Raw genomic sequence first — 19,922 nt, 5'->3', positions numbered from 1 at the left:
TCTCGCTCACAGCCAGGCGCAGGACACGGAAAATGACAGCCATGACTAAGACCGACGAACCCAAGAAGAAGCGCTCCTACTGGTACTCCCTTGCCGCGTGCGCGCTATCGGGAGCGGCTGCTGGCTATATCGGCGCGGACCTGATCACTGGGGGAGCGAATGGCGAGGTGATCGACATCAATGTCTCGCAGATTGTCGCCATCCTGATCGGGTTCATGCTCGTCTTGTGCACTGTGATCGTCGGCATCGGCTTCACCTTTCCCAAGGCGGGGATGGCGATGAAGATGTTCGAGGACATCGAGGAATGGGAAGACGAGCGCACCATGATGGGCCTCAGCGCGTTTGGCGGCGGTGCGTGGGGCGGCGCGTTGATCGTCCTCGCGCTCGCCGAGCCGCTTGGCCTCTTGGGCAGCCCGGTGCTGCTCGCCGTGATGGGCGTGCTGCTGATCGGTTTCGTCTACAGCTCGTGGCGCCTGCTGCGCGAATATGACGAGCTGTGGCAGGGCGTGAATGCCGAGACCTGCACCTACGGCATGTATCTCACGCTTCTGATTGGCGGGACGTGGTCGGTGGTCGCGCATCTCGGGTTCATCAGCGCGCTCGCACCGCTCGACTGGATCTCGCTGCTGACCGCAACCTGCCTCGCTGGCGCGATCCTCGCGACCCGCAAGCGGGGCATGCTGGAGGACTGAAAAGTCTCAAGCACCAAAGGGAAAGGCCGCTCGGTTTCCCGAACGGCCTTCCTTGCATCCAAGGGTATGGATCTTGGGTGTCTTGATAACTCCCGGCTGTTGTATCAGCTGGAGTAGTACATGTCGAATTCAACCGGGCTCGGTGTCGTTTCGAGACGCAGCTGCTCTTCCCACTTGAGTTCTGCGTAAGCTTCGATCTGGTCCATCGAGAACACATCGCCCTTGAGCAGGAACTCGTGATCTTCCTCAAGCGCTTCGAGTGCTTCGCGCAAGCTGCCGCACACGGTCGGAACTTCGGCGAGCTCTGCCGGCGGCAGGTCGTAGAGGTTCTTGTCCATCGCATCGCCCGGATGAATCTTGTTCTCGATTCCGTCGAGGCCAGCCATCAACAGTGCCGAGAAGGCGAGATACGGATTGCAGATCGCATCGGGGAAGCGGAACTCGACGCGCTTGGCCTTTTCGCCTGCGCCATACGGGATACGGCACGATGCCGAACGGTTGCGCGCTGAGTAAGCGAGCAGCACTGGCGCTTCGAAGCCCGGAACCAGACGCTTGTACGAGTTGGTCGTCGCGTTGGTGAAGGCATTGATCGCTTTGGCGTGCTTGATGACGCCGCCGATGTAATGGAGGCAGGTTTCCGACAGGCCTGCATATTCGTTGCCGGCAAAGGTCGGCTTGCCGTCATTCCAGATCGACATGTGCGTGTGCATGCCCGAACCGTTATCGTCCTTGATAGGCTTGGGCATGAAGGTCGCGGTCTTGCCGTAAGCGTGGGCGACCTGCTGGACGACATACTTGTAGACCTGCACTTGGTCGGCGGTCTTGGTGAGCGTCGAGAAGGTGATGCCAAGCTCGTGCTGGGCAGCGGCCACCTCGTGGTGGTGCTTGTCCATGTTGAGACCCATTTCCATCATCGTGGAAACCATCTCGCCGCGGATGTCCATTGCGCTGTCAACCGGGGCGACGGGGAAATAGCCGCCCTTGGCGCGCGGACGGTGGCCCATATTGCCGCCACCCAGTTCAGTGTAATCGGTGCCGGTGTTGGTCGGCAGCTCGATATCGTCGATGCGGTAGCCTGAACCGGCATAGCCGTCTTCGAAGCGGACATCGTCGAACATGAAGAACTCAGGCTCTGGCCCGACGTAGACCGTGTCGCCGATGCCGGTCGATGCGAGATAGGCTTCGGCGCGTTTTGCGGTCGAACGCGGGTCGCGAGCGTAAAGCTGACCGTCGGAAGGCTCGACAATATCACAGAAGATGCTGAGCATCGGGGTTTCGGAGAAGGGATCGGGATAGACCGCATCCATGTCCGGCTTGAGGATCATGTCGCTTTCGTTGATCGCTTTCCAGCCTTCGATCGAGGAGCCGTCAAACATCAGGCCGTCGTCAAGCGCGTCTTCGTCCATGACGCTCGCTGCCATGGTCAGGTGCTGCCACTTGCCCTTCGGGTCGGTGAAGCGAAGGTCCACCCACTCGATGTCGCCATCCTTGATCTGTTTTACGACGTCTTTCGCACTAGCCATGTAGTTATCTCCAGCGTTGGTATTTTTCGTTCGAGAGGTGCGCCCAAGGTACCCCCTCCGGGCGCGGAAATTCGGGAAAGCTCTTATCGGTTAGATCGCCCCGTCAAATTGCATCGTCATCGGTCTCGCCCGTGCGGATGCGCAGGGCGCGCTCGATCGGGGAGACGAAGATCTTGCCATCGCCGATCCGTCCGGTCTGGGCCGCAGCGGCGACCGCTTCGACCACTCGGTCGGCCTGGTCATCGGGGACGACCACTTCGAGTTTCACCTTGGGGAGGAAGTCGACGACATATTCCGCGCCGCGATACAGTTCGGTGTGGCCCTTTTGACGGCCAAAGCCGCGCGCTTCGGTAACGGTGATTCCGGAAACGCCGATTTCGTGGAGCGCCTCCTTCACTTCGTCGAGCTTGAAGGGTTTGATGATCGCTTCGATCTTCTTCACTTGGAACGCTTTCCCCGTATCTGCACCTGAGCCGGTGCATGTTCTTGGCATTTATCGATCAAGAATCGTGCCAACGGCAGTTACACTTCGGTAGCCGATCCCCGCGCGGGCGCAAGGATCATTCGGAGTGCTCAGTTTCAGTGCATGATTGTGCATCGCAGCGCAACCGTGCTTAAGGGGAGGGCGATCGCTGCCTAAATTTTGGGCAGTGCGCGTCGCGATTCAGAGCCGCAGGCCGGTGGCTTCAGGCAGTCCGCACATGATGTTGAGGTTCTGGATTGCGGCTCCGCTCGCGCCCTTGCCGAGGTTGTCGAGCCGGGCGATGAGGCGCACATTCCAGCCGCCCTCATTGCCGCACACGAACAGCTCGAGGCCATCATTAGCTGGCGCTCCATCGAGCACCAGCAATTCGTTCGGTGCCTCGCCTTCGGCGACCTTTACGACCCGCGATCCCGAATAAAAATCGAGGAGCGCGGCGCGCAGGCTGTCGGAGTGTGGATCGGTAGACATCGCCCCAAGGTGCAGGGGCACCTCGACGATCATTCCGCGAAAAGCGGGTACCACCGAAGGGGCAAACAGGACCTCGTGCTTAAGCCCCGCGTGAAGCTTCATTTCTGGCCGGTGCTTGTGCGCGAGGTTGAGGCCATAGGTGCGGAAGGCGATGTTCGGTTCGGCTGCGAAGCGATCGATCAGCGCGTTGCCGCCGCCCGAATATCCACTGACCGCGTTGACGGTGAAGGGCCAGTCGGCTGGCAGCAACCCGGCGCGGACCAAAGGGGCAACGAGCGCGAGGAAGCCGGTCGGATAGCACCCTGGATTGCTCACGAAGCGCGCATTCGCGACCTCGTCATGCCCGACCAATTCAGGGAACCCGTATGTCCAGCCATCAGCCACGCGGTGTGCGCTCGATGCGTCGATGATCCGTGTGTCCGACCCTTCCGCCAGTTGCACCGCTTCGCGTGCTGCGTCGTCGGGAAGGCACAGGATCGCTACGTCCGCCTCGTGCAGGGCGTCCTTGCGCGCGGTAACGTCCTTGCGCTGCGCATCGTCCAGCACGAGTAACTCGAATTCGTCGCGCGCCTCAAGCCGGTCACGGATTTCGAGGCCGGTCGTCCCGGCAGCACCATCGATGAAAATGCGGGTAGCCATGGCGCCAAGCCATAGCCGGATCAGTCAGCGAGGCAATGGGCCTTCATGTAGCCGCTCGGGCCTTGCGGACCGAGGCAGCCCCAGATCCATTCACCTGCAACGTCGAGAACCTCGATCTCGGTCCCGGCTTCGAAGCGGGTGATGATTGGCGAATCGTCGCGGGTATTTTCCATCACGTCTGCGCCGCCTTCTCCGATCGTGCGGACATGCGGGATGACGTAATGCGCTGCGAGATGCTTCCCGGCGAGCGCGATGTGAGCCAAGTCGCCGCGCAGCGCGAGCGTTCCGGGCGCAGGCTTTTCGACCGGGCCTTTCAAGCCCAGTGCACCTTCAGGAACCGTGTATTCGTGATTGTCGCTGCTAGCGCCGCTCATTCAGATTATTTTCCTATTCGCCCCTTCTCGCGGCGCTTAGCGGCACTTGCTCTGATCGGCAAGTTAGCCGCATCGCTTGCTTGGAAACGTTCACCCTTCGAAGCGGTTCCGCAACATGTGCCATGCTGCGCGCAGCCCGTAGGCGGCACCGCCCTTGCTGCGGCCGGGCTTGGGGAAGGGGCGCCATGCAAAGGTGTCGAAGTGCACCCAGTCGATCCCTTCGCCCACGAAGCGGTCTAGGAACAGGCCAGCGACGCTCGCCCCTGCATAGGGGTTGGTGTGCGCATTCGAGATGTCGGCGATGTCGGAGTTGAGGTATTCGCGGTAGCTGTCGGGGAGAGGCAGACGCCACGGCTCGTCATCGTTGGCCTTGCCCGCCTCGGTCATTTCCGCAGCTGTCTCGTCCTTCCTTGCCATCATCGCGGCGTAGTCGGGGCCAAGCGCCACGCGCGCTGCGCCAGTGAGGGTCGCGAAGTCGATGATGAGTTCCGGCTCCTCCTCGCTCGCCCGCGTCAGAGCGTCGCCTAGGATCAGGCGACCTTCGGCATCGGTGTTGTGTATCTCGACCGTGAGGCCCTTGCGGCTGGAGAGCACGTCGCCGGGGCGGAAGGCGTTGCCAGCAATCGCGTTCTCGACCGCAGGAACCAGCAAGTGCAGCCGCACCTTCATTCCTGCTGCCATGATCAGTTCGCCAAGCGCGATTGCGTGCGCCGCGCCGCCCATGTCCTTTTTCATCAGGCGCATGCCCGATCCAGGCTTGATATCAAGCCCGCCTGAATCGAAGCATACACCCTTGCCGACGATCGCGATCACCGGGTCTTTGTCCGAACCCCATGTGAGGTGCATGATGCGCGGCGCATGCTTGCGCTCCGCCGCGCGCCCCACCGCGTGAACCATCGGGTAGCCCTGCTCGAGCGCATCGCCGCGTGTCACTTCGAGGTCGGCCTTGAAAGCCTTGGCGAGCCGCTCGAACTCGGCCTCGAGCGCGGCTGGTCCCATGTCCTCGGCAGGCGTGTTGACGAGGTCGCGCACGAGCATTTCGGCTCGCGCCTCGGCCATCGCTGCGTCGATCTTCCCGGCCTCACCGGTCAGCAGGATGCGCGGACCGGTGGCGTTGTCGTCATCCTTGTAGCGGGTGAAGCGGTACTGTGCGGTGAGCCAGCCGAACATCGCCGGGCCCGCGCCCGTCTCAGCCGCTTCGCCAGCAAGCCGATAGGTGCCTTCTGGCAGCGCCTCGGAAAGCTTGGCGAGGCACCAGCTCGAAAGCTCCTTCGGATTGGCGACCCCGCCGACTGCGAAGAAACCGTCGCCATCGGGCACGATGCCGACCTGGTATCCTTTGCCCTCGAACTTCTGGCCCGAAAGGCTTGCGCGCTGGCTGGCGGAAAGCGACTTGGCAAAGTCCTCAAATCCGCTTTCATTGACGAGGTGTATGTCGATCGCGTCCTGTCCGCGGTCGGGCTGGATAAGGTCTTGGATGTCGGTCATGGCCTGTCCATAATCGCGCTGGCATGCTTGTCACGCAGGAATTGGGTGAGAGGGGAAGTAACGCATGAGTCGGATCTTGGGTTCTGTCGCACTGATCGCGGCAATTGGAGCGTGTTCTTCTCCTGAAGACATGGACGAAACGATCACGCAGCAGGTCGGCGAGAACACGCTAGAAACGCTCGAACGGCGCGTCGCAGCCGATGCCGACCCCGGCGAGATCGCGATCGAGAACGACACTTACGAATTCGCCTATCGCTGGCCCCGGCAAGCCGCTGCGATCCCTGCGCTCGATGCCGCGCTCAAGGCCATGGCAGAGCGCGCCCGCACCGAATTCGAAGCGAGCGCCGCCGAGGCCGAGGCCGATGCGAAACGATACGACTACGAGTATCGCCGCTACGCTTCCGAATGGACATGGGAGGTCGCTGTCGACACGCCGCGTTTCCTTGCGCTGACCGGCAGCCAGTATGTCTACACCGGCGGCGCGCATGGAAATTCGACCTTCGATGCGATCCTGTGGGACCGCGAGGGCGATGAGGCAAAAGGCCCGCTCGAACCGCTCAGCGTCTTCACCGATGTGCCCGCGCTCTTCGAAGCGGCAAGCCAGCCTTACTGCATCGCCCTTGGCGAAGCGCGGATCGAACGGATCGGAGAGGAAGGGCTTGGCGAGGCAGTCAACGATATCTGCCCCGAACTCAGCGAACTCACCGTCTCCTTCGGCACGTCGAATGGGCGCACGATCGACCGGCTCGTCCTGATATCCGCGCCCTATGTTGTGGGCGCTTACGCCGAAGGCTCCTACTCCATCGAAGTGCCGATGAATGCCGACATGCTGGCGTTGGTGAAGACGCAATACCAGTCGGGCTTTGCGCTCGCGGATTAGAGGCACGCGTGGCCCCTCGCAATCCTGCAAGCCATTCGCTATATGAGCGCGCATGACCGAATACCAACTCGTCGAGAACGAACAGACCGTCTACCGCGACGGCACGATCAAGCTTCACACGCAGGAAGGCTTTGACGGCATGCGCGCCGCGGGCCAGCTCGCCGCGCGCATCCTTGATGAGGTTGCCGACATGGTGAAGCCCGGCGTCACGACCGAGAGCATCGACACGCAAATCCGCGAGATGATGCTGGATGCAGGCGCCGTTCCCGCAACGCTCGGCTATCGCGGCTACACGCATTCAAGCTGCATCTCGATCAATCATGTCATCTGCCACGGCATCCCGGGTCCGAAGGTGTTGAAGGATGGCGACATCCTCAATGTTGACGTGACCCCGCTGCTCGACGGCTGGCACGGCGACACCAGCCGCATGTTCTTCGCGGGCGAGCCTTCGATCAAAGCGAAGCGGCTGGTCGATGTGACCTATGAGTGCCTGATGCTCGGGATCGAGGCGGCACAGCCCGGCGCTCGTCTCGGCGACATCGGCGCAGCTATCGAGGCGCACGCCAAGCAGTTCCGTTACGGCGTCGTGCGCGAGTTCTGTGGCCACGGCCTTGGCCGCCTGTTCCACGATGCGCCCGAAGTCGTGCACGCGGCAAAGGCTGGCACGGGTCCGGAGCTGAAGCCCGGCATGTTCTTCACGATCGAACCGATGATCAATCTCGGTAAGCCCTGGGCAAAGGTGCTGGGCGACGGCTGGACCGCCGTGACTCGCGACAAGTCGCTTTCGGCCCAGTTCGAACACTCGATTGCGATCACCGAAGACGGGAACGAGATCTTCACGAAGAGCCAAACGGGAAGGGACAGGCCGCCTTATTGACGGCTACTCCCGGCTCGATACCGGGAGCGAACCTTCGAGCGGTACGAATGCCAGCAGCGCGCCGGCCATCACCACGATCAATCCAACCGAAAATGCGAGCATCGCCAGGGTCGGCTTGGTTAGGCGCTTTTGCGTCACCCACTCATAGCCAAGCGCAACCGCAATCGTGATCGGTGGCTGGATCGCGATGGCGACGGGATCGGGCAGTTCGAGCACCTGAGTCACGCGTGCATAGGCTGGCGTCATGAAGGCGAGCGTGCCGATCAGCATCGCCATGCGGTGCTCGGCAATGCGCTTGCGGCGCGCGAACCATAGGGCCGCGATGTACAGCGGGATGAAGGTCGCAAAGGCGGCGATGTTGACGATGGTCACTTCGATGCGGCCCAACTCCTCACCGATATTGACCGACAGGATCAGGCCCGAGACGGTCATTATCGCCACCAGTGCGATCGAGGATCGTCCCAGCGCCCGGTGAAACGCGAACTTGCGGCCAGCTGCCAGAAACGCCTGACCGGCCAGCAGCGCCAGCCATGTCAGCATCGATACGGCGTGAATGATGACGAGCGGGGTGTAGCGCGCCTGCACTTCGGGGTGCGCGATGGCCTTCACGCCGAACGCTGCGATGGTAAATGCAAGCAGCGCAATGGCTATCCACCCCAGAAGCCGGTTTGCTTGCTCGAATGGGGTCATATTTCGCGAGCAGCCCTTATCGCCGCGCCCCCGGCAAACGGGGCGAGAGCGACTAGCAGCAGACTGATTGCCGCCACGAAGCCGATGCTCGCGGCGTCCGAGCGGGCTAGCGCGCCTGCGCCGAAAATCAGGATCGGCAGCGCGAGCGGGATGAGCAGCAGACCGGACAAGGCGGCCCCTGCGCGAAGGCTGGCGGTGAGGGCAGCGATCATCAGGCCGATGGCCGCAAGCCCGGGAGTGCCTGCGAGCAGGCCAAGGACAAGCAATTGCACCGTTGGCCCGTCGAGCGCGAGCAAAGCCGCAGCCGGGAAAGTCGCGAGGATCAGCGGCGGCCCGAAGCTCAGCCAATGGGCGATCAGCCGCACCGCCATCATCAATTCCTCGGTCGCGCCGCGCAGCTTCAGCTGGTCGAATGTGCCAAGCTCGATGTCCTGCGCGACCAGCTTCTCAAGCGGCAGGATCGCGGCGAGCAGGGCGGCGATCCACACGACACCTCCACCCGTTCGCGCGAGCAGATTGACGTCCGGCCCGACAGCGAAAGGGTAGAGCATCGCCACTGCTACAAAGAACACCACCGGCAGCGCCGCGCCTCCACCAGCAAAGGGAAAGAACTTCGACAGGTCGCGGCGAAGCATCGAGCCGATCACAGCGCGTCCTCCCGCGCGGCGAAGTCCTCAATCGCAAGTGTGCGCAATCCCGCAATTGCGAGCGGCTGGTGCGAAGCGATGAGAGCGATGCCGCCGCCGCCGACATGAAGGGCAATCAGCGCGGTCACTTGCTTGATGGCCGCGACGTCCAGCCCGCTCAACGGTTCATCGAGCAACCAGATCGGAACCCCTCGATTGAGCAGTCCGGCAAGCCCTGCGCGCTTCCTCTGCCCCGTCGAGAGATAGCGCACCGGCACATCGAGCAGCGGCTCAAGTCCCAGCACGCTCAAGGCTTTGGAAGGATCGGTGCATCCATCGACGCGCTGCCAGAAGCTCAGCGCCTTGCCGAGCGGCAGGTCCGGATCGAGCGCCGTTCTCTCATCGAGCAAGCCGATCTCGCCCTCGACCACCACCTCCCCCGCAAATGGCGACGTCAGCCCGGCAAGCGTGCGGATCAGTGTCGTCTTTCCAGTCCCGTTCGCGCCGGTCAGGTGCAGCGCCTCACCAGAGCCGAGTTCGAACGACAAGCCTTTGAATAGCAATCGGTCACCGCGTCGGCAGGCAAGGTTCGAGGCGGACAGTTGAGCTTGCATCGCACAGTGCGTTAGGCAAAAGCGGTGCTCCCTACAACATCACGCGAGAGGTTCCTCCCCGATGGCCAATGTCCCCGAATTCGACGAAGCCGAACGCAATCAGCTGCTTGCCGATCATCCTGATTGGGAACTGGCGCGCGAAGGCAAGGCAATCACCCGCACATTCCAGTTTGGCGATTTCTCCGAAGCGTGGGGCTTTATGAGCCGCGTGGCGCTCGCCGCTGACACGCAGGATCACCATCCCGAGTGGTTCAACGTTTACGCCAAGGTCGAGATTACCCTCACCACGCACGATGCTGGCGCGAGCGGCGGGCTGTCGCTGCGCGATGCGAAGCTGGCGCGCGCGATCGACCGGCTGGTCTAGAGGTCCGTTCCCACGCCCTGCGTGCGGACTTGCTTTCGAACCATGCCGGGCAGCCAGCGCGTCAGGAACTGGAGGCGCTTGGCTGTCTTTCCGACCGTGTAATCGAGCTTGTCGCCATGCACCGCGTCCCAGACCACCGGGGGAACGGTGCTGACAGGTGAAACCTCGATCCCGGCTTCTTCGAGCCGTTCCTTGCCCGTCTGATTCGAATCGGGCGTCACGTTGTCGATGATCGGGGTGTCGATGAAACCGGGGCAGAGAGCGCAGACCTTGATGCCATCTTCGGCCCATTCCGCATCGAGGCTGCGCGTCATCCCGCGTACGCCCCACTTGGTTGCGCAATAGACGGCAAGGTTTGGCGCACCGATGATTCCGGCAAGGCTGGCCGTATTGATCAACACCGATCCCGGCGCCGCTTTCTTGAGATGAGGATGCGCAGCCTGCGCGCCGTAGATCACGCCCTTCAGATTGATGTCGAGCGTGGCCTCGATCTCATCGGAGGTCTGTTCGCCGATCGGGCCGCCGTGCCCGATACCGGCATTGTTGAACATGACATCGATCCGGCCACCCGCGGCGGTGGAAGCCGATTCGAGCGCGACATCCCATGCAGCCCTATCGCGCACGTCGAGCGGATGCGAATATTTGAAGCCGCCGGGGATCAGGCCGAGTGTATCGGCCATGCCCTGAACATCGACGTCGGCCACGGTGACGAACCAGCCGCGCTCGCCAAAATAACGAGCAACTTCGCGGCCAATGCCCGATGCTCCGCCCGTGATGAAGATGTGGCGGCGTTGTTCAGCCATCGTCGTAATCCCTCTTCCCCAATTTCAATTTGAAACGGGTCTAGGGGGAGCGAGGCTAGCCGCCAAGCCCTTTCACATGGCTTTTGCCTTCCACGATTTCGGCAGTCGAAGGCTCCAGCACATCGCCCAGCGGCTCTGCCCGTCCGTGCAGCGTTTCAGCGAGGAAATTCTCGGTGATCGCGAAGAAGGCAAGGCTGTTGTCGGGCTTGGCAAAGCCGTGGCCCTCGTCGGGGTAAAGGACATAAGTGACCGGTATCCCCGCCTCCTTCATCGCGCCGACGATCTGGTCGCTTTCGGCCTGCTTGACGCGCGGGTCGTTTGCGCCTTGCGCGATCAGGAGCGGCTTGGTGATCTGGTCTGCCTTGTAGAGCGGGCTCGCGGCCTTGAGCAGCGCGAGGCCCTCCTCGGTCTCGGGATTGCCCATGCGTTCGTGAAAGATCTTCACCATCGGTGCCCAATAAGGCGGGATCGTGCTCAGCAGGGTTTCAAGATTGGACGGGCCGACCACGTCGACGCCGCAGGCGAAGACTTCGGGGGTGAATGTAAGGCCCGCCAGCGTCGCATAGCCGCCATAGGAACCGCCCATGATCGCGACCTTGTCACGCGCAGCGATGCCCTCTTCGATGGCCCATTCGACCGCATCGATCAGGTCGTCATGCATCGCCAGGCCCCATTGTTTATTGCCTGCGTTGATGAAGTCCTTGCCGAAGCCGGTCGAGCCGCGGAAGTTCACCGACAGCGCATGGTAGCCGCGATTGGCGAGCATCTGGTGCTGCGAGTTGAAGCCATATTCGTCGCGCGCCCAAGGACCGCCGTGGACGAGCAGAACCATGGGTCCCGGCGCGTCGGGCTTGCCATCGCCGTCAGGATCGCTGCCCGCGGCAAGTGTAAGGAACGAGGGCAGGGTCAGGCCATCGCGGCTCTTGATTTCGATCCCGTGCATCGGCTGCAGAGGGGCGCCTTCAAGTTCTGGCCGCGCGACGTAGAACGGATCGAGCGTGCATGCCTTGCGGTCGTAGATAAACGTCTTAGCGGGCGCGGTGAGCGGGTCGTTCCAGATGATCCAGGTATCGTCTGCTTCGGTGCGGCTGGAAATGCCGAAGTCACCTTCGAGCTTGCCATCGAGGAAATCGAACGAGGCGCCTATACCCGCATCGAGCGCGGTAAATTCGCGGCGCAGATAGGTGACGGTGTAGCCGAGCACCTCGCCGGTTTTCTGATCGCGAAGCGTGCCGCTGATATCGGCCTTGTCGTCCTCTGCGATCAAAGTCCGCTTACCGGTCGCCGTGTCCTGAGCATAGAGCGCAGCGGTATTCCGTCCGCGCCCGTCGAGCCAGTAAAGCACGCTGCCATCGACCGTGTAGCCCGCTGGCGAGGTCGTCATGGAATCTTCCATCGCGGTCGTCTCGAACGGTTCTTCCTCGACGCTGTCGCCATCGAAACGGAAATAGTCGGTCCCGCCCGCATCGTTCTGAGCCATCGCCATGCGCAAGGTCAGCGTGTCGTCGGCCATGAAGCCGGCAAAGGCGTTGTTCTCGTAGATCAGTTCAAGCTCGCCGGTGGTGAGGTTGAGGCGGTGCACGTCGTGCCACTGCGGATCGCGGTTGTTGAGACCGACAAGGATCGCGTTCTTGATCGTCTCGGATGAACCGACGATCTGCACGCGAGTGTCTTCGAACGGGGTCAGCGTAGTCTCTTCGCCGCTCACCACATCGACGCGGTAGAGAAGGAAATTCTCATCGCCTGCCTTGTCCTGAATGTAGAGGAGGCTGGTGCCGTCTGGCGACCACATGTGCTGGCGGATCGGGCGGTCGGTTGCGCTTGTCATCGCCCTCGCGTCATCCGGATTGTCACGCGGCGCCAACCAGATGTTGAGAACGTCGTTATGGGGAGCAAGCCAGCTCAGCCACTTGCCATCCGGGCTGATCTGCCCCTGCGCGCGGGTAGGGTTGCCGAACAGATGTTCGCGCGGGATCAGCGGGATGGTGTCGAGTGCTGGCATGGTGTCTCCCTGAGTGTTTTTCGTGATTGCGGTCACACCTAGGAACCGCACCGCGCGATGCAACGGGAAACTCCACGAGCGGCACATTTCGGACGAGCGGCGTCAGAAAAATGCGATTTTGTACCATCTGGGACATTCTGCGCCGTCAGCTGCGCGAATAGTTGGACGATCAGTCACGACGAAGGCCCCGACGGGCGGGGCCGACATGACAAGGATCGTAAACCGATGAAAACGATGATGATTGCCCTCGCTGGCGTTTCCCTTTCGGCCGGACTTCTGGCTCACGCCGCTCCTGCCGACGCGCAGTTCCGCAGCCTGCGCAACGCAGTCAAAAAGGTCGAAGACACCGCCAATGACGTGCGCGATGCCGCTGAAGATGTCGAAGCGGCGGCGCGCACCGTCGAAGGCGTTGCCAATTCGGATGGCCGCTCGGTCGTCGGCGTTGTCACCGGCGGTCGCGGAGCAGCCGTCAACCAGGCGATGCGCCAGCGCAGCAACTATCCGCAGACCGCCCGCGCACCCGACCATGTCGGCCGCGCCGGTCCGGCCCCTGCCAAATATGTCGACCAGATTTCCTGCGCGAACCTGAATGTCGGCAACGCATTCGTCGCTGAGGCAGGCGATTACACGTTCAGCCAGGGCATCTCGACCGAGACCCGTGGTGGGCTGATCAATCGCGCTCCAACCAGCCCTACCAATGGCTGCTTCTTCCCCGGTCTGGGCGTTGGCGATGTGCTTTATGTCGAGGTCGACAAGGCAGCCTATGCCAGAGGTGCTTATCGCATCCAGTGCGTCAGCTATGACGGTTCGGAGCAGCTCGATAACGTCCAAGGGCCGCGTCAGGGCAACTACACCGGCAAGGATGTGATGCTGCACACCGGCCACTCGCTCGGCTACACCCCGACGGCAAGCGGCAGCAATTCAGACCGCTCGAACGCCTATCGCGATTATCTCGACGGGCGGGGCCGCGCGATGCTGACCTTCAACTTCGGCCCGCTGCACACCGACAAGTCGGGCACCGACTTCTTCTGCCAGTGGTACGACCGCGACACGAACAAGAGCGCGGTGGCCTTCACCTATCGTCGCGGACCGCAGGGCTGACCTGAGGCTGCGATACTCGAAAGCACCGGGCAAGGATTAGCGTGCCCCCTTCCTGGTGTGCGGCGGTCGGTTTTCTCCACAATGCGACCCAGAGGCTAGCCGGCCGCCGCAACCCTTCTTTCTTTCAAGATCAGTGAGAGACGAAACCATGTTCAAACCACTCATCGCTCTGTCCAGCGCAGCCATTATCGCGCTCGCGCCGATGGCTGCCGCGCCCGCCATGGCGCAGTCGAGCTCAAGCTCGGTTTCCAAGGACGGATCGTGCCCAACCGGCTTCAAGCAGTCGGGTTCGAACTGCACTTCGAGCAGCAAGGTGGCACTGCCCAAGATCGGCTCTTGCCCCACAGGATTTCGCGCTTCGGGCAATTACTGCGTGGGCGATGGCGACGATTATGCCGAGGTGCGCGATGGCTCGTGCCCGTCGGGCCTCAAGGCCTCGGGCCGCTACTGCGTGAAGTGATCGCACGCCCCATCTGCGATTTTCTGCGGCGCAATGGCGGGGAAGGCCGGGCTTTCGGGCTCGGCCTTTACCTGTCATGTGCAATACCGCGAATCGGCTGGTTATTCAGGCGTTTGGTATAGGGATCGAAATTGATGAGCGACCATCAGGGCGAACCAAATCAGGACGTGAGCGAGGCCCTGCAGGCCGTCGTGGCCAAGGCCTATGCCGCCGTGGCAGAGCCTCAAAGCTTCGTGCCGCTTCTCAACGACCTGATCGAAGCCGACGCACAAATGGGCGGCATCGGCGAGGCTGCCGATATGCATTTCGCCAATGCCGAGGCGATCTTCGACAAGGTCTATCCGCTCGATGAGGCGGACTATTCCTCGATGCTGACGCACCTCGAAACCAGCCTCGAATGCGACCTTGCGATCGACAGCCAATTCAGGGTGATCACGGTGAACGACCGGGTCTTTGAAACCGGGGTCGAGGCTGAAAGCTTCGCGCCTGAATGGCTGTTTGACCCCGCTCGCGTAAAGGTCGAACAAGCACGCCTGCGCAAGGCGGCTGTTGGTGATGACCGCATTTTCCTGCGTCTTTTCACCGACCCCGAAGACGACGCCGGGCGCTGGTTTTCGGCCTACCGCGTCCCCTATAGCGGCGTGCATATCATCGCCCTGCAGGCCGTGCGCCTGCGTTGGGACGAAAAGAGCGCCGAAGCTTTCCAGCGGGCCTTTGCCCTGACCGAAACCGAGGTGGCGCTGACCAAGCATCTGGTTCGCGGAGGTTCCACGCGCGAATTTGCCGAGCTTCGCGGACGCAGTGTTGGCACGGCGCGCAACCAATTGAAGGCGCTTCAGCGCAAGCTCGCGATCAATTCAAAGGAGCAATTGCTCCTCCTTTATGCGGGCTTCATCCACTCGCTCGACCCGCCGCATGAAGGCGACATAGAATTCGAGCACGAATGCAACTTCCTCTATGCCGACCCGCAAGGGCGCATGATTGCGTGGGAAGAACACGGTGATCCGCAGGGTAAGCCAGTGCTGTATTTCCACGCGCTCGAAGGGCCGCTGTTCACGCCGCAGGTAAGCGAGGCTGCGCGCGCGGCAGGGCTCAGGATCATAGCTCCTTGGCGTCCGTTCTACGGCGAGACAACGGGCGAAAAACAGGGACCACAATCGCCGCTCCTGTTTGCCGACCGCCTCACCGCCTTCCTCGACCATCTCGGCATCGACAAATGCGTTGCACTGGGCACGCAGGCGGGGACGCCTTTCCTTGCCGCATTTGCGCAAATGCATCCCGAACGCCTGCACCAGGCGGTGGCAGCAGGGCCGTTCCTCCCGATTGTCCAGAGCGACGACTACCGCTTCCTCACCACCCGCCAGCGCACCCATTTCAAGATCTCGCGCGTCGCTCCTGCCTTTGCCCGCGTTTACATGCGCGCAATGCTGGCGAGCATGGGGACGGGCGAATTCTACAAGTTTGTCGAGGATTATTACGACAGCTGCTCACGCGAGAGCGCGACGGTCCAGCGGCCCGAGGTCGTGCGCAATTTCCGCAAGGCGGCCAATTACGTGTTGCCGCGCGGCAAGATGGGGCCGGGCGACACGATGTTGAACTGGTCTGCGCAGTGGGGCGGTTTGCTCGAGGGGTTGGGCGATCGGCTCACCCTGCTCCTGGGAGACGAGGACGCCAACACCCCGACCGAGTTCGCTCAGCTTTCGGCAAAGCGGTTTGGCCTTAGCGATCCGGTGGTGATCGAGGACGCGGGCAGCTTTCTAATCGAGGACCAGCCTAAGGCCGTGTTCGAAGTTGTGCGCGGAGCCTTTGCCGACACGCCGGAGTCTTGAGTTCGCCAAGGGTCAGGCGACCACTTGCCGCAGGCCCGCCTTTGATCCATGCTCCCCGCGCAGATAGACAAGGGGAGCGAAAAGTCGATGCAATCCAAAGTCATGGAAGTGCTGTCAGGGCGCACATCGCGAACGCAGTACTGGCTGACATTCGCAGGCTTTGCCGTCGCATGGTTCGGCTCACGCGCGCTCAAGGATGTTGCTGATGGGACGCTGTCGGTCAGCATTATCCTGCTCGCCGCTGCGGTGGTGGTGCTTCAGACCGTGCGCAGACTGCACGATACCGGTCTGTCGCGCTGGCTGGTCCTGCTGTGCTTCTTTCCCGTCTCGTTCACGTTCGATCCAACGGTGGTCGAGTTTGGCGCGATAACTCTCAAGGGCGGCGACCCAACCGAGCTGCTTCGCAATGCGCCCTTCATCCTCGGCCTGATCGTGCCCAGTGGTCACGTCAAACGCGAGCCGGAAACTGTGAAGGCGGCAATGGCTGCGTCCGCTTGAGACCTAAAGCGCAGGGTTCGCGTAATAGTGCCAAGTGAAGATCGCCATCGCCCCGCGATGCGGTGACCAGCGTTCGCCAAGCTCGCGCGTCTCTTTCTCCTTGGGACGCTCCTCCATCTCGAGCAAGCGTTTGACGCCCTCTTGCACGGCGAGGTCCCCAGCGGGCCAGATGTCTGTGCGACCTTCCGCAAACAGCAGGTAGATTTCCGCCGACCAGCGCCCGATCCCCTTGATCCGGGTGAGCTCCTCGATCGCTTCTTCGTCATCGGCGGGCAGGTTGTGAAAATCGAGCTCGCCCGCGTCGACCAGCTCGCACAAGGACCGCGCATAGCCCTGTTTCTGGCGCGACAAGCCGCAGGCGCGCAGCGTGTCGAAGTCGCGCTTCAACAGGCAGGCGGGCGTGAAATCCTCGCCCAGTTCCGCCTCCAGCTTGTTCCACATCGACGTCGCCGCCGCGACGGAGACCTGCTGCCCCACGATGGTGCGAAGCAGCGTCTTGTAGCCCCGGTCGCGCAGGCGCGGTGCGGGATAGCCGATGCGCGCAAGCTCCTCGCCCACCCGCTCGTCCTTCGCGGCAAGAGTGTCCATTTCGCGCGTGATGATTTCGGCAGTCAGCCCCATGGTCCAAACCTCTAGGTTGCACTTGGCAATGGAACTCCCTAGCTGACAGGCCGTATTTTCCAAGCGTGCATCCTTGCGCTCAATCTATTCGAGAAGGACATACCTTTATGCCCAAGCTGGTCGTCACCAATCGCGAAGGCGAGACGAGCGAAATCGAGGTCGAGAACGGCCTCAACGTCATGGAAGCCGTGCGCGATAACGGTTTTGACGAATTGCTGGCGCTTTGCGGCGGTTGTTGCTCATGCGCGACCTGCCATGTCTATGTCGACGAAGCGCCAACCGCGCTTCCCGAAATGAGCGAAGACGAAGACGACCTTCTCGAAAGCAGCGACCACCGCAACGAAAAGTCGCGCCTGTCGTGCCAGATTCCGCTGACCCCGGAGCTTAGCGGGCTTAAGGTAACTATCGCCCCTGAAGATTGATGTTGTTTGCGGCGAAGCGGGCCAGCGCCTAAATCGCTCTTCATGAACATCACTAAACCATTCGGCGACACGCTCGCCCTGATTGGAAATACGCCGCTCGTTCGCCTCGCTGGACCTAGCGAGGCGGCGGGCTGTGACATCTGGGGCAAGTGTGAATTCGCCAACCCCGGCTCAAGCGTGAAAGATCGCGCAGCGCTCTATATGATCCGCGATGCAGAGGCGCGCGGCGAGTTGAAGCCGGGCGGCACGGTGATTGAAGGCACAGCCGGGAACACCGGCATCGGCATTGCGCTGGTTGCCAATGCGCTGGGCTACAAGACGATCATCGTCATGCCCGACAACCAGTCCAAGGAGAAGATGGACACGCTGCGCGCGCTCGGCGCAGAGCTGGTCCTTGTTCCCCCGACCAAATACGCCGATCCCTGCCACTTCCAGCACGTCTCGCGCCGCATGGCCGAAGAGACCGAAGGCGCGATCTGGGCAGGCCAGTTCGACAACACCGCCAATCGCCGCGCTCATATTGAAGGCACCGCGATCGAACTGTGGGAGCAGACCGGCGGCAAGATTTCCGGCTTCACCTGCGCGGCTGGCACCGGCGGTACGATTGCGGGTGTGGGTATGGGGCTGAAGGAAAAGAACCCCGACATCCGCATTGCGCTGACCGATCCGCATGGCGCGGCGCTCTACAATTATTACGCGCATGGCGAATTGAAGGGCGAGGGCTCTTCGGTCGCCGAAGGGATCGGGCAGGGGCGCATCACCGCGAACCTCGAAGGCGCGCCAATCGACACGCAATTTCGCATTTCGGACGAAGAGGGCCTAGTCTGGGTCGAGCATCTGCTGCGCAAGGAAGGGCTGTGCCTTGGTCTTTCGAGCGGCATCAACGTTGCAGGCGCGATTGAACTGGGCAAGCAACTGGTCGCGGACGGTGTCGAGAACCCGCAGGTCGCGACGATCCTGTGCGACACTGGCTTCCGCTATCTCTCGACGCTCTACAACGCCGAGTGGCTCGCTTCGAAGAACCTGCCGGTGTTCGACTGGCTCACCCAAAACCAAAGCGATTAATCGACAGGCCAGCCAAGCCGCGCTAGGTCGTTGCACATGACCGGCGGACGTTTTGGATCGAGCGCGAACGAGAGCGAGGGGCCACCTGAAGGTGCGCCTCTTGGCGGGACGCGTGCAGAAGCGGCGCAGCGGCTCCAGGTGGGGCTGTTCGGGATCGTCTCGATGATCCTGCTGGTGGGTCTTGCGAGCATTATCGGTACGCAGGCCGACCGGACCGAGGAGGGCGCGGTTCCCGAAGCTGCTCCGACCACTGAGCCAACAGAAGCGCCTCCGCAGCGCGACCCGCTCGCCGATGCCGGGATTGTCCCTGACATGCCCGCAGAGCCAAGCCCGACGCCTACGGCTGCACCGACCGGTGCGACACAGGATCTGCCGAGCGCACCAGCGCAGGGCGCGGGCCAGACCTCAACGCCTGAACAATAGGTTTTCTATGCGCTTGCTGCCGTGGCAGTTGACCTCCGTATTGGCGATCGTTGTCTGCGCAGGCCTTGCTTTCAGCTATCTCTATGAGAGCGGGAAAGAAGTGGAGCGTGTTCGTTCGGTTGTACAGAACGCTACCGCGATCAAGGACACCGTGGTTGAGCGCCCGAAGGTCGGGCTCATGACCAGCTTGCCGATCTACTGGCCGCTCGAAGCGGAGTTTGCCGACTTGGCCTCGGGCAACGTCGAGGTGCCGTGGCAGCGCGAGGTGATTGAGGCGCGCTACGAAATCGTGCCGCTCGATACGCTCTCACCGATCCCCGCGCTCGACTCCGACGCGCCGCCGACCGATCCGCTGGAGGGGTTGAAGCACCTTGCTGTGATCCAGCCCAAGGGGCTGTCGCCTGCCGACAATGTCGCGCTCGACGAATGGGTGAAGCAGGGTGGAAAGCTGCTGCTGGTGCTCGATCCGCTCCTCACCGGGCACTATCACGTCCCGCTCGGCGATCCGCGCCGTCCCGCCGATGTCGCGCTCATCCCGCCTGTCGTCGCGCGCTGGGGATTGTCGGTGGAGTTCGATGAAGAACAGGCCCCGCTTCGCACCGAAACCTTTGACGAAAGCAGCAGGCTCGAACTTGCGATGGCGGGGGCCATACGTGTCGATGACACTGCCGCCGACTGCGAAGTGACGGCAGGCGCTGCTCTGGTCCGCTGCAAGGTGGGCGAGGGGCGTGTGACCTTGCTTGCAGATGCAGCCGCTTTTGAAGGAGAGCGGACACAAGACGGCCAGTCTGCTAGTATCCAGGGGCTCGCACGCTATGCGTGGGAGTGACGAATGGTTTGGGAATATTGCGGGAAGCACCCCTTCGGCAGGCCAATCTGGTGAGACTCGGGTGGGAATTGTTCGCGGATTCGCTGCCAAACACCCGCACTGACACGGGAAAACACGGGAATGATGGGTTGAACAGGGATTTGATGGGCA

General features: G+C 62.1%; 23 protein-coding genes. 12 read left to right on the top strand and 11 right to left on the bottom strand.

Annotated elements, in window-relative coordinates:
- Positions 1 to 41: 41 nt before the first annotated feature.
- On the top strand, positions 42 to 692 hold the full coding sequence (locus AC0V6T_RS10575; protein WP_486126707.1) for a hypothetical protein: 651 nt from the start codon (positions 42 to 44) through the stop codon (positions 690 to 692).
- Between the two features lie 104 nt (positions 693 to 796).
- Here AC0V6T_RS10575 and glnA read toward each other — a convergent pair whose 3' ends face one another.
- The 5 genes from glnA to AC0V6T_RS10550 form a co-directional block, all read right to left on the bottom strand.
- Positions 797 to 2,215, bottom strand: coding sequence for a type I glutamate--ammonia ligase (glnA, locus tag AC0V6T_RS10570; RefSeq protein WP_007163301.1), 1,419 nt, complete (start codon positions 2,213 to 2,215; stop codon positions 797 to 799).
- A 103-nt stretch (positions 2,216 to 2,318) separates the two neighbouring features.
- Positions 2,319 to 2,657 (bottom strand): P-II family nitrogen regulator, encoded by a 339-nt coding sequence (locus tag AC0V6T_RS10565; RefSeq protein WP_007163302.1) that lies wholly within the window; start codon positions 2,655 to 2,657, stop codon positions 2,319 to 2,321.
- A 222-nt stretch (positions 2,658 to 2,879) separates the two neighbouring features.
- The gene (gene argC, locus AC0V6T_RS10560) at positions 2,880 to 3,806 is read right to left on the bottom strand and encodes an N-acetyl-gamma-glutamyl-phosphate reductase (protein ID WP_486126704.1); all 927 of its coding nucleotides are present in this window, start codon (positions 3,804 to 3,806) and stop codon (positions 2,880 to 2,882) included.
- A gap of 20 nt (positions 3,807 to 3,826) precedes the next feature.
- A complete protein-coding gene (locus tag AC0V6T_RS10555) occupies positions 3,827 to 4,180 on the bottom strand; it encodes a hypothetical protein (protein WP_007163304.1) in 354 nt (117 codons plus the stop codon).
- Positions 4,181 to 4,270: 90 nt separating this feature from the next.
- The gene (locus AC0V6T_RS10550; RefSeq protein ID WP_486126702.1) at positions 4,271 to 5,668 is read right to left on the bottom strand and encodes a leucyl aminopeptidase family protein; all 1,398 of its coding nucleotides are present in this window, start codon (positions 5,666 to 5,668) and stop codon (positions 4,271 to 4,273) included.
- Between the two features lie 64 nt (positions 5,669 to 5,732).
- Between AC0V6T_RS10550 and AC0V6T_RS10545 the strand changes: the two genes are divergently transcribed.
- The gene (locus AC0V6T_RS10545) at positions 5,733 to 6,548 is read left to right on the top strand and encodes a PdaC/SigV domain-containing protein (RefSeq protein WP_486126700.1); all 816 of its coding nucleotides are present in this window, start codon (positions 5,733 to 5,735) and stop codon (positions 6,546 to 6,548) included.
- A 52-nt stretch (positions 6,549 to 6,600) separates the two neighbouring features.
- Positions 6,601 to 7,425, top strand: coding sequence for a type I methionyl aminopeptidase (map, locus tag AC0V6T_RS10540; protein ID WP_486126698.1), 825 nt, complete (start codon positions 6,601 to 6,603; stop codon positions 7,423 to 7,425).
- Positions 7,426 to 7,428: 3 nt separating this feature from the next.
- On the opposite strand, the gene AC0V6T_RS10535 is transcribed toward map, so the two are convergent.
- The 3 genes from AC0V6T_RS10535 to ccmA are packed head-to-tail and all read right to left on the bottom strand — an operon-like array spanning position 7,429 to position 9,355.
- A complete protein-coding gene (locus AC0V6T_RS10535) occupies positions 7,429 to 8,115 on the bottom strand; it encodes a DUF2306 domain-containing protein (RefSeq protein WP_486126696.1) in 687 nt (228 codons plus the stop codon).
- Positions 8,112 to 8,762: a heme exporter protein CcmB gene (locus AC0V6T_RS10530; protein ID WP_486126694.1), complete on the bottom strand. Its 651-nt coding sequence runs from the start codon at positions 8,760 to 8,762 to the stop codon at positions 8,112 to 8,114. The genes AC0V6T_RS10535 and AC0V6T_RS10530 overlap by 4 nt, the downstream gene beginning before the upstream one ends.
- Positions 8,759 to 9,355 carry a heme ABC exporter ATP-binding protein CcmA gene (ccmA, locus tag AC0V6T_RS10525; RefSeq protein ID WP_486126692.1) on the bottom strand — a complete coding sequence of 199 codons (597 nt, stop codon included), beginning with the start codon at positions 9,353 to 9,355 and terminating at the stop codon, positions 8,759 to 8,761. Before ccmA ends, AC0V6T_RS10530 begins: the two co-directional genes overlap by 4 nt.
- 61 nt (positions 9,356 to 9,416) lie before the next feature.
- Here ccmA and AC0V6T_RS10520 point away from each other — a divergent pair, with 61 nt between their 5' ends.
- Positions 9,417 to 9,719, top strand: a complete 303-nt coding sequence (locus AC0V6T_RS10520) for a 4a-hydroxytetrahydrobiopterin dehydratase (RefSeq protein ID WP_007163312.1) — start codon at positions 9,417 to 9,419, stop codon at positions 9,717 to 9,719.
- Here the strand turns inward: AC0V6T_RS10520 and AC0V6T_RS10515 are convergent.
- Positions 9,716 to 10,522, bottom strand: coding sequence for an SDR family oxidoreductase (locus AC0V6T_RS10515; protein ID WP_007163313.1), 807 nt, complete (start codon positions 10,520 to 10,522; stop codon positions 9,716 to 9,718). The two genes, AC0V6T_RS10520 and AC0V6T_RS10515, sit on opposite strands and share 4 nt — an antisense overlap.
- A gap of 55 nt (positions 10,523 to 10,577) precedes the next feature.
- A complete protein-coding gene (locus AC0V6T_RS10510) occupies positions 10,578 to 12,524 on the bottom strand; it encodes a S9 family peptidase (RefSeq protein WP_486126690.1) in 1,947 nt (648 codons plus the stop codon).
- Positions 12,525 to 12,749: 225 nt separating this feature from the next.
- Here AC0V6T_RS10510 and AC0V6T_RS10505 point away from each other — a divergent pair, with 225 nt between their 5' ends.
- From AC0V6T_RS10505 to AC0V6T_RS10490, 4 genes are all read left to right on the top strand, one after another.
- Complete coding sequence (locus tag AC0V6T_RS10505) at positions 12,750 to 13,625, top strand: hypothetical protein (protein WP_486126688.1); 876 nt, start codon at positions 12,750 to 12,752, stop codon at positions 13,623 to 13,625.
- A 148-nt stretch (positions 13,626 to 13,773) separates the two neighbouring features.
- Positions 13,774 to 14,085 carry a hypothetical protein gene (locus AC0V6T_RS10500; RefSeq protein ID WP_486126686.1) on the top strand — a complete coding sequence of 104 codons (312 nt, stop codon included), beginning with the start codon at positions 13,774 to 13,776 and terminating at the stop codon, positions 14,083 to 14,085.
- Positions 14,086 to 14,219: 134 nt separating this feature from the next.
- Positions 14,220 to 15,914 carry a bifunctional helix-turn-helix transcriptional regulator/alpha/beta hydrolase gene (locus tag AC0V6T_RS10495; protein ID WP_486126684.1) on the top strand — a complete coding sequence of 565 codons (1,695 nt, stop codon included), beginning with the start codon at positions 14,220 to 14,222 and terminating at the stop codon, positions 15,912 to 15,914.
- 87 nt (positions 15,915 to 16,001) lie between these two features.
- Positions 16,002 to 16,412 carry a DUF805 domain-containing protein gene (locus AC0V6T_RS10490; protein WP_486126682.1) on the top strand — a complete coding sequence of 137 codons (411 nt, stop codon included), beginning with the start codon at positions 16,002 to 16,004 and terminating at the stop codon, positions 16,410 to 16,412.
- A 3-nt stretch (positions 16,413 to 16,415) separates the two neighbouring features.
- Here AC0V6T_RS10490 and AC0V6T_RS10485 read toward each other — a convergent pair whose 3' ends face one another.
- A complete protein-coding gene (locus AC0V6T_RS10485) occupies positions 16,416 to 17,033 on the bottom strand; it encodes a DNA-3-methyladenine glycosylase family protein (protein ID WP_486126680.1) in 618 nt (205 codons plus the stop codon).
- 107 nt (positions 17,034 to 17,140) lie between these two features.
- Here AC0V6T_RS10485 and AC0V6T_RS10480 point away from each other — a divergent pair, with 107 nt between their 5' ends.
- From AC0V6T_RS10480 to AC0V6T_RS10465, 4 genes are read left to right on the top strand one after another with little or no spacing between them, the layout of a single operon-like run.
- Entirely contained in the window at positions 17,141 to 17,455 is a 315-nt protein-coding gene (locus AC0V6T_RS10480) for a 2Fe-2S iron-sulfur cluster-binding protein (RefSeq protein ID WP_007163320.1), read from the top strand.
- Positions 17,456 to 17,497: 42 nt separating this feature from the next.
- On the top strand, positions 17,498 to 18,520 hold the full coding sequence (locus AC0V6T_RS10475) for a cysteine synthase A (protein ID WP_486126677.1): 1,023 nt from the start codon (positions 17,498 to 17,500) through the stop codon (positions 18,518 to 18,520).
- A 36-nt stretch (positions 18,521 to 18,556) separates the two neighbouring features.
- A complete protein-coding gene (locus tag AC0V6T_RS10470) occupies positions 18,557 to 18,943 on the top strand; it encodes a hypothetical protein (protein WP_486126675.1) in 387 nt (128 codons plus the stop codon).
- A gap of 7 nt (positions 18,944 to 18,950) precedes the next feature.
- Entirely contained in the window at positions 18,951 to 19,772 is an 822-nt protein-coding gene (locus AC0V6T_RS10465; RefSeq protein ID WP_486126674.1) for a Gldg family protein, read from the top strand.
- Positions 19,773 to 19,922: the final 150 nt, after the last annotated feature.

It is taken from the genome of Erythrobacter sp. S158, assembly GCF_057364915.1.
The sequence above is the reverse complement of the archived record's forward strand: the minus strand, read 5'-3'. Positions and strand labels throughout refer to the sequence as shown.

Bases quoted from the DNA above. Each gene is read 5' to 3' on its own strand.
- AC0V6T_RS10510 (WP_486126690.1), bottom strand. From the start codon at position 12,524: ATGCCAGCACTCGACACCATCCCGCTGATCCCGCGCGAACATCTGTTC.
- AC0V6T_RS10480 (WP_007163320.1), top strand. From the start codon at position 17,141: ATGCCCAAGCTGGTCGTCACCAATCGCGAAGGCGAGACGAGCGAAATC.
- AC0V6T_RS10545 (WP_486126700.1), top strand. From the start codon at position 5,733: ATGAGTCGGATCTTGGGTTCTGTCGCACTGATCGCGGCAATTGGAGCG.
- glnA (WP_007163301.1), bottom strand. From the start codon at position 2,215: ATGGCTAGTGCGAAAGACGTCGTAAAACAGATCAAGGATGGCGACATC.
- AC0V6T_RS10520 (WP_007163312.1), top strand. From the start codon at position 9,417: ATGGCCAATGTCCCCGAATTCGACGAAGCCGAACGCAATCAGCTGCTT.
- AC0V6T_RS10475 (WP_486126677.1), top strand. From the start codon at position 17,498: ATGAACATCACTAAACCATTCGGCGACACGCTCGCCCTGATTGGAAAT.
- AC0V6T_RS10575 (WP_486126707.1), top strand. From the start codon at position 42: ATGACTAAGACCGACGAACCCAAGAAGAAGCGCTCCTACTGGTACTCC.
- AC0V6T_RS10515 (WP_007163313.1), bottom strand. From the start codon at position 10,522: ATGGCTGAACAACGCCGCCACATCTTCATCACGGGCGGAGCATCGGGC.
- AC0V6T_RS10490 (WP_486126682.1), top strand. From the start codon at position 16,002: ATGCAATCCAAAGTCATGGAAGTGCTGTCAGGGCGCACATCGCGAACG.
- AC0V6T_RS10470 (WP_486126675.1), top strand. From the start codon at position 18,557: ATGACCGGCGGACGTTTTGGATCGAGCGCGAACGAGAGCGAGGGGCCA.
- AC0V6T_RS10500 (WP_486126686.1), top strand. From the start codon at position 13,774: ATGTTCAAACCACTCATCGCTCTGTCCAGCGCAGCCATTATCGCGCTC.
- ccmA (WP_486126692.1), bottom strand. From the start codon at position 9,355: ATGCAAGCTCAACTGTCCGCCTCGAACCTTGCCTGCCGACGCGGTGAC.
- AC0V6T_RS10465 (WP_486126674.1), top strand. From the start codon at position 18,951: ATGCGCTTGCTGCCGTGGCAGTTGACCTCCGTATTGGCGATCGTTGTC.
- argC (WP_486126704.1), bottom strand. From the start codon at position 3,806: ATGGCTACCCGCATTTTCATCGATGGTGCTGCCGGGACGACCGGCCTC.
- AC0V6T_RS10555 (WP_007163304.1), bottom strand. From the start codon at position 4,180: ATGAGCGGCGCTAGCAGCGACAATCACGAATACACGGTTCCTGAAGGT.
- AC0V6T_RS10535 (WP_486126696.1), bottom strand. From the start codon at position 8,115: ATGACCCCATTCGAGCAAGCAAACCGGCTTCTGGGGTGGATAGCCATT.
- AC0V6T_RS10505 (WP_486126688.1), top strand. From the start codon at position 12,750: ATGAAAACGATGATGATTGCCCTCGCTGGCGTTTCCCTTTCGGCCGGA.
- AC0V6T_RS10550 (WP_486126702.1), bottom strand. From the start codon at position 5,668: ATGACCGACATCCAAGACCTTATCCAGCCCGACCGCGGACAGGACGCG.
- AC0V6T_RS10485 (WP_486126680.1), bottom strand. From the start codon at position 17,033: ATGGGGCTGACTGCCGAAATCATCACGCGCGAAATGGACACTCTTGCC.
- map (WP_486126698.1), top strand. From the start codon at position 6,601: ATGACCGAATACCAACTCGTCGAGAACGAACAGACCGTCTACCGCGAC.
- AC0V6T_RS10495 (WP_486126684.1), top strand. From the start codon at position 14,220: ATGAGCGACCATCAGGGCGAACCAAATCAGGACGTGAGCGAGGCCCTG.